2 protein-coding genes are annotated in these 7,110 nt (G+C 74.0%); both read left to right on the top strand.

Annotation, left to right across the window (positions count from 1 at the left end):
• Positions 1-13: 13 nt before the first annotated feature.
• A complete protein-coding gene (locus tag AOK03_RS32260; protein ID WP_079075087.1) occupies positions 14-6,604 on the top strand; it encodes an HAD-IIIC family phosphatase in 6,591 nt (2,196 codons plus the stop codon).
• Positions 6,597-7,110, top strand: a 514-nt coding sequence (locus tag AOK03_RS41390; RefSeq protein ID WP_167355663.1) for an acyl carrier protein, incomplete at its 3' end; no start/stop codon positions are given. The genes AOK03_RS32260 and AOK03_RS41390, both read left to right, overlap by 8 nt.

The raw sequence follows: 7,110 nt of genomic DNA, 5'->3' as shown, positions 1-7,110 counted from the left end.
TTCCGGTGGTGCGGTGTTCGTGTTCCCGGGTCAGGGTTCGCAGTGGGTGGGCATGGCGCGGGAACTCCTCGTGTTCTCGCCGGTGTTCGCGGCGCGGATGGCGGAGTGTGGTGCGGCGCTGGAGCCGTTTGTTGATGGCTGGGGTTTGTTGGATGTCGTCCGGGAGGGCGATGAGGAGTTGCTGCGCCGGGTGGATGTGGTGCAGCCGGTGTTGTTTGCGGTGATGGTGTCGCTGGCGGAGTTGTGGCGTTCGCTGGGGGTGCGTCCTGCTGCTGTGGTGGGGCATTCGCAGGGTGAGATTGCTGCCGCGTGTGTGGCGGGTGCGTTGTCGCTGGAGGATGCGGCGCGGGTGGTGGCGTTGCGGTCGCGGGCGATTGTGCGGTTGGCGGGTCGGGGCGGGATGGTGTCTGTTCTGGCGCCGGAGGCGCAGGTGGTGGGGCGGCTGACCGCGGGTCTGCAGGTGGCTGTGGTGAATGGTCCGGAGCAGGTGGTGGTGTCGGGTTCGCCCGGTGAGCTGGATGCGTTCATGGCTGTGTGCGAGGCCGATGGTGTGCAGGTGCGGCGCATTGCGGTGGATTACGCCTCGCATTCGCCGCAGGTCGAGGATCTGCGGGACGAACTGCTGGACGTCCTCGCGGAGATCGAGCCGCGCGGCGGTCAGGTTCCGTTGTTCTCCACGGTGACCGGTGATGTGATCGACACCGCCGTGATGGATGCGGAGTACTGGTTCACGAACCTGCGTCAGACGGTTCGCTTCGACGCTGCCCTGCACAACCTCCTCGAAGCCGGACACCGCGTCTTCGTCGAATCCAGCCCCCACCCCGTCCTGCTCGGCGCCGTCGCGCAGAACGCCGACCACCTTCGTACGACGGGCGTGACCGCTGTCGGCACGCTCCGCCGCAACGAGGACGAGAAGGCCCAACTGCTGCGCGGTCTGGCCGAGGTGTTCGTCGCGGGTGTCGACGTGAACTGGTCGCCGTGGCTGGCGGGCGGTGAACTCGTCGAGCTGCCCACGTACGCCTTCCAGCGCCGCCGGTACTGGCAGCCCGCCGCGGCCGCGTCCGCCGACCTCGGCTCCGCGGGCCTGGAGGCCGTGCGGCATCCGCTGCTCGGCGCGGCCGTCGGGCTCGCGGACAGCGACGACGTCGTCCTCACCGGACGGCTGTCCCGCGCCGCACAGCCGTGGCTCTCGGACCACGCCGTCTTCGGCACGGTCATCCTGCCCGGCACCGCCTTCGTCGAGATGGCCCTGCGCGCCGCCGACGAGGTCGGCTGCGACACGGTGCGGGACCTGACGCTGACCGCGCCGCTCCAGCTGCCCGAACAGGGCGAGGTCGACATCCAGGTGCAGATCGGCGGCGCGGACGGCGCCGGGCGCCCCCTCGACGTCTACGCCCGTCCCCGCCGGTCCGACGGCACCGGAACGTGGACCCGGCACGCGAGCGCCCTCCTGGTGGCCGACACCGGCACGACGGCGGACGCCACCGACAACCCCCTGTACGGCGCCGCATGGCCGCCCGCGGGCGCCGAACGGCTGGACGCCGCCACGCACTACGACACGATGGCCGACGCGGGCCTGGAGTACGGGCCCGCGTTCCAGGGCCTGTCCGACGTATGGCGGCTCGACGGCGAGATCCTCGCGCAGGTCGCCCTGCCCGGCCGACAGGCGGAGGAGGCACGGCGCTTCGGAGCGCACCCCGCCCTCCTCGACGCCGCTCTGCAGGCCGCGGCCGTGGACGGCCTCGACGGCGCCACGCCGCTGCCCTTCTCCTTCGGCGCGGTCACGCTGCACAGCAGGGGCGCGAACGAGGTGCGCGTACGCATCGTGCCCACCGGCGACGACACGTTCACGGTCGAGGCGGCCGACCCGTCCGGCACGCCGGTCGCGCGGATCGACTCCCTCCTCGTACGACCGGTGGCAGCCGGGGATCTCGCCACCCCGGACAACAGCACGCAGTCGCTGCTGTCCCTCACCTGGTCGCCGTACGTGCCGGGGGACGGCGGGCAGGCCGCGGGCCCGGGGACGCCGGGAACCTCGGACGTGACGGTCCTCGACGTCACCGCAACCGCAACCGCAACCGCAGCCGCGGCCGAGGACGGCGCCGCCCGTGCGCGAACCGTCCTCCAGGACACCCTGGCCCGGGTGCAGGAGTGGCTGGCGCAGGACCGGCCCGCCTCGGCCCGGCTGGTCGTGCTGACCCGTGGCGCGGTGCTCACCGGAGTCGAGGCGCCCGACGCCGCGCTCGACCTCGCCCACGCCTCCGTATGGGGTCTGGCCAGGGCCGCACGCGCCGAGAACCCCGGGCGCGTACTTCTCGTGGACGCGGACGCGGACACGGACGCGGACACGGACACCGGCGTCGGCACTGCTCGGCTGGACCCGGACACGCTGACCGAAGTCCTGCGCTCCGGGGCGCACGAACTGGCAGTCCGGGACGGACAGTTGTACGTCCCCGCCCTCCGCGCCCAGGACGCGCACACGGCCCCCGGCGCCTCGCCCGCCGCGGCCCTCGGCACGGGCACCGTCCTGATCACCGGCGGGACGAGCGGCCTCGGCGCGCAGGTGGCCCGGCACGCCGCCCGGCTCGGCGCCCGGCACCTCCTGCTGCTGTCCCGGCGCGGTCCCGCGGGCGAAGGCGTCGCGGACCTGAGCGACGAACTCACCGCCGCGGGGGCCCGGGTCACCGTCGTCGCCTGCGACGCGGCCGACCGCGAACAGCTGGCCCGCGTACTGCGCGACGTGCCGCAGGAGTATCCGCTGACCGCCGTCATCCATGCCGCGGGCGTGCTCCGCGACGCGGTCGTCGAGTCCATCGACGCGGACGGCCTCGATGCGGTGCTGCGGCCGAAGACGGACGGCGTCTGGAACCTGCACACGCTGACCGCCGGATCGGAGCTGTCCGCGTTCGTGGTCTTCTCCTCCCTCGCGGGCGTCCTCGGCGGCGCCGGGCAAGGCAGTTACGCCGCCGCCAACGCGTTCCTGGACGCGCTGATGCAGCAGCGCCGCGGCGCCGGACTGCCCGGACTCTCCCTGGCCTGGGGCCTGTGGGCCGAGGCGACCGGCATGACCGGGCACCTCGGCGACGCCGATCTGGAGCGGATCAACCGCGGGGGCGTCGCCGCCCTCACCACCGAGCAGGGGCTCGCGCTCCTGGACGCGGCGCTCACCCGGGACGCGGACGACGCGCTGCTGCTGGCGGCGGCCCTCAACGAACCCGTCCTGCGCACCACCGAACCGGCCCTGCTGCCCCCGCTCCTCGTCGGCCTGTTCCCGCCGCGCCGCCGCCTCGCGGGATCCCGGCAGGGGCGCCCGGCGGACGCGGGCGGACGGCTCTCGCTCGACTCGCGGGACGCGGTCGTGGACCGGCTGCGGTACCGGTTCGCCGCGACGATGGGCTTCGACACCGCGGAGCTCGACGCCGGGGCGGCACTCGTCGGCCAGGGCCTCGACTCCGTGATGGCCATGCAGATCCGCAGCCTGATCGAGGCGGACTTCGGCCAGTCCGTGCCGATCGCCTCGCTGTTCAACGGCGCCAGCGTGGACTCCGTCGCCGACCAGCTGATCGCAGGAGCGGCAGCGGCCGAGGGCACGGAAGGGACTACCGCGGCGGCGTCGGACGGTGCCGCCGACGGTGCGCCCGCCGAGGAGATCGTCGACGACGTCGTACGCCACCCCGCCACCCGCGACGTCGTGCGGCTCCTCCGTGCCGAACAGCACGGCACACCGGCCGTCACCCACCACATCGGACTCGCCGTGCGGCTGACCGAGCCGACGACTCCGGAGCGGCTCGCCGAGGTCGTCTCCTCGCTCGCCGCCCGGCACGCCGCGCTGCGCACCGCGATCGTCCAGGACGCGGACGGCGGACAGCAGTTGGAGGTGCGCCGCTCGCTCGACGGCGAGCTGGTGCGCTGGTCGGACGTCGCCGAGGACACCGATGTGGACGAGCGGCTGTGCGCGCTGATGGAGCCGCCGTTCGACCTGGCCACCGCCCCGCTGTGGCGGTTCGAGCTGCTCGCCCGCCCGTCCGGCGAGCAGGTCCTCGTGTTCGGCGCGCACCACGCGGTCTCCGACCTCGCCTCCCTCATGCTCGTGGCGCACGGCCTGGGTGCCGGACTCGCCGGTGCCGAGCCGCCCGCCGCGGTCACCAACCGCGACATCGACCTGCTGCTGCGGGCCCAGGGCGGGTCCGACGCGCAGTCCGGGACACAGGCCGGGGCGGCGGGCGACTGGCGCGCGGACTTCGTGGGCGCCCGCAGGCTCGACCTGGAACTGGCCGCCCCGCGCCCCGCGCAGCGCTCGTTCCGCTCGGCCATGCACCTGGCGGACCTGCCGCAGGACCTCCAGGAGCGGGTGGAGGGCCGGGCCAGGGGGCTCGGCATCACGCCCGCCGCGTTCTGGCTGGGCGCGCTGACCGCGCACCTCGCCCGGCTGCGCGACCGCGACCGGTTCGTCCTCGCGGTCCCCGTGGACACCCGCATGCACGTGTCCGCCCTGGACGCGGTCGGCTACTTCGGGCTGCCGATCCCGTACGCCGCCCAGGTCGACGCCACGGACACCGCCGAGGACGTGCTGCGGCGCACCGACAGCCGCCTCAGCAGGGTCCTGGAGCGCGGCGTCACGTTCTTCGACGCGATGTCCGCCCTGGTCCAGGAAGGCCTGTACCGGCAGGACGCGCCCCTCGTCGAGGTCTACTTCAACTACATGCCGCCGCAGGCCGGAGCGGCGGAGGGCCTGCACATCGTCCCCGCGGGCACGGGCTACTCCGACCTGGACCTGATGGTCACGGTGATGCCGGGCCTCGGGAAGGTCGGTCTCGAATACAACGCCGACGTTCTCGACGACGCGGCGTGCGCCTCCCTGGCCGAGGAGTTCCTGGGCCTCGCCGAACAGTTCGCGGCGGACGTGACCACGTCGGCGACGCCGCCGCGGACCGGCACGGACGCACCCGAGCAGCTCACGCCCGCCCCCGCCCCCCGGATCGCCCTCGCTGCGACCTTCGCGCTCGGCAACCTCCCGGCCATGCTGTCCTACGCCGTGCGGGACGCCGGAGCCGAGGGCGGACCCTTCGACGTGGCGGAGGCGCCGTACCACCAGGTCCTCGCGAGCCTGCACGACCCGGGAAGCGTGTTCGTCGACGCCTCGACGGCCGTCGGCCTCGTGCTGCTGCGGCCCGGCGACCTGACCCGGTTCACGGACGCCGGGAGCGGACCTGAGGACGTGCTCCTCGCCCAGCTCGCCGACGAGTACCCGGCCGCGCTGCGCTCCCTCGCCGAGCGCACCCGCAAGCCGCTCGTCGTCGCCTTCCTGCCGGACAGCGCCGACGACGGCCGACTGCGGGACTGGGAACGGCAGGTGGCGGGCCGGCTCGCGGACGTGCCCGGCATCGCCGTCCTGCCCTCGGACACCTGGACCGGCGACGACTACCCGGTGGCGGACGTGTTCGACGCCCACACCGACGCTGTCGCCCATCTGCCCTTCCAGGACGAGTTCCAGGCCCTGGTGGCCCTGCGCCTCGCCGACATCGTCCAGCAGGTCGGCCGCCGGGCGCCCAAGGTGATCGTCGTCGACGGCGACGAGACGCTGTGGAGCGGCATCGCCGGTGAAGTCGGCCCCGAGAACGTCGACTTCACCGGGGCCCGCGCGCTGCTCGCCGCCCGGCTGCTGCAGTGGCGGGAGGCCGGCGTACTGCTCGCCATGGTCTCCAACAACGACGAGGAGACCGTGCACCGCATCCTCGACCGCCCCGACAGCCCGCTGCGCCGCGAGCACTTCGCCGCGATCTCCGCCGCCTGGGAACCCAAGTGGACCCGGATCGTGAAGATCGCCGACGAGCTGCGGCTCGGCCTCGACAGTTTCCTCTTCCTCGACGACAACCCCGTCGAGATCGCCGGGGTCCGCGCACAGCTCCCGGAGGTGCTCTGCCTGACCTGCCCGAGCGCGGACGAGCTCGCCGACTTCGTCGCCCGGCTCTGGCCGATGGTGCCGCGGGCCGCGACGGCGGAGGACTCCGCGCGGGCCGACTTCTACCGGCAGGAGCAGGTGCGCGACGAGGCCCGCGCCCAGCTCGGGTTCGCCGAGTTCCTGGAGAACCTGCGGCTCGAACTCGACATCGAGCCGGTGACCGAGGAGACGGCCGAGCGCACCATCCAGCTCAGCAGGCGCACCAACCAGTTCAACCTGCGGCCCCGCCGCCTGGACCCCGCCGAGCTGGCGGAGCTGCGGCGGAGCGGCGAGGTGTGGACGGCGACCGCGCGGGACCGCTTCGGCGCGTACGGGCAGATAGGCGTCCTGGCCGTCACCGTCGACGGCGACGCGCTCGAAGTCGTCGCCTGGATGATGAGCTGCCGGGTGCTCGGCCGGGGCGTGGAGGACCGGCTGCTGCAGTGGCTGGCCGACCGGGCCGAGGCCCACGGCTGCACCACGGTGCGCCTCGTCGCGGACCACACGCCCCGCAACATTCCCGCTCGACGCCTGGTGTCCCGCCTGGGCGGCGGCGACGTCGACGCACCCCGTCTGGAGACGGCGGTGGGTCTCGTACAACTTCGGGAGTTCCGTTCCTGGGACTCCGCATCCGATCACGCAGCGGAGGACAGCAATGCCTGAGGCGGCCAGCGGCACGAGTCGCAACCGCAGTGTCAACCGGCGACCCGAGGAGGAGGCGATCGAGCGGCGCGGCCCCGGACGGGCCGCCGCGTCCGATCTCCTCGCGCACTTCCGGAAGCCGCCGGCCGGACCTGCCGCCGCGCAGCCGTCCGCGCCTTCAGCGTCTTCCGCGCCGTCCGCCGGAGCTACGACGCCCACGAAGCCCGCGGGGCCGGTGGTCTCCACCGGCTCAACGGCGGCGCGGGGCGTGGCGGAGGTCGCCGCGGACATCGCGGCCCGCGCCGCCCGCTTCCTGCCCGGCGGCGCGCCCGACTCCGAGACGGACCTGTTCGACGCCGGTCTGTCCTCCGTCGACGCCGTCGAGCTCGTCGCGCTGATGGCGCGGGAGCTGGACGTACAGCTGACCCTGGACGACGTGTTCGCCGACGCCAGGCCGCGGCGCCTGGCCCAGCGCTGGGCCAAGGCCCTGGGCCTGCCCACGACGGCCGCCGCGACCGCTCCCGCGG

This window comes from Streptomyces atriruber (genome assembly GCF_001418325.1).
GTDB classification, from domain to species: domain Bacteria; phylum Actinomycetota; class Actinomycetes; order Streptomycetales; family Streptomycetaceae; genus Streptomyces; species Streptomyces atriruber.
Note: the sequence above shows the minus strand (reverse complement) of the source record. Positions and strands in the feature narration are given on the sequence as shown.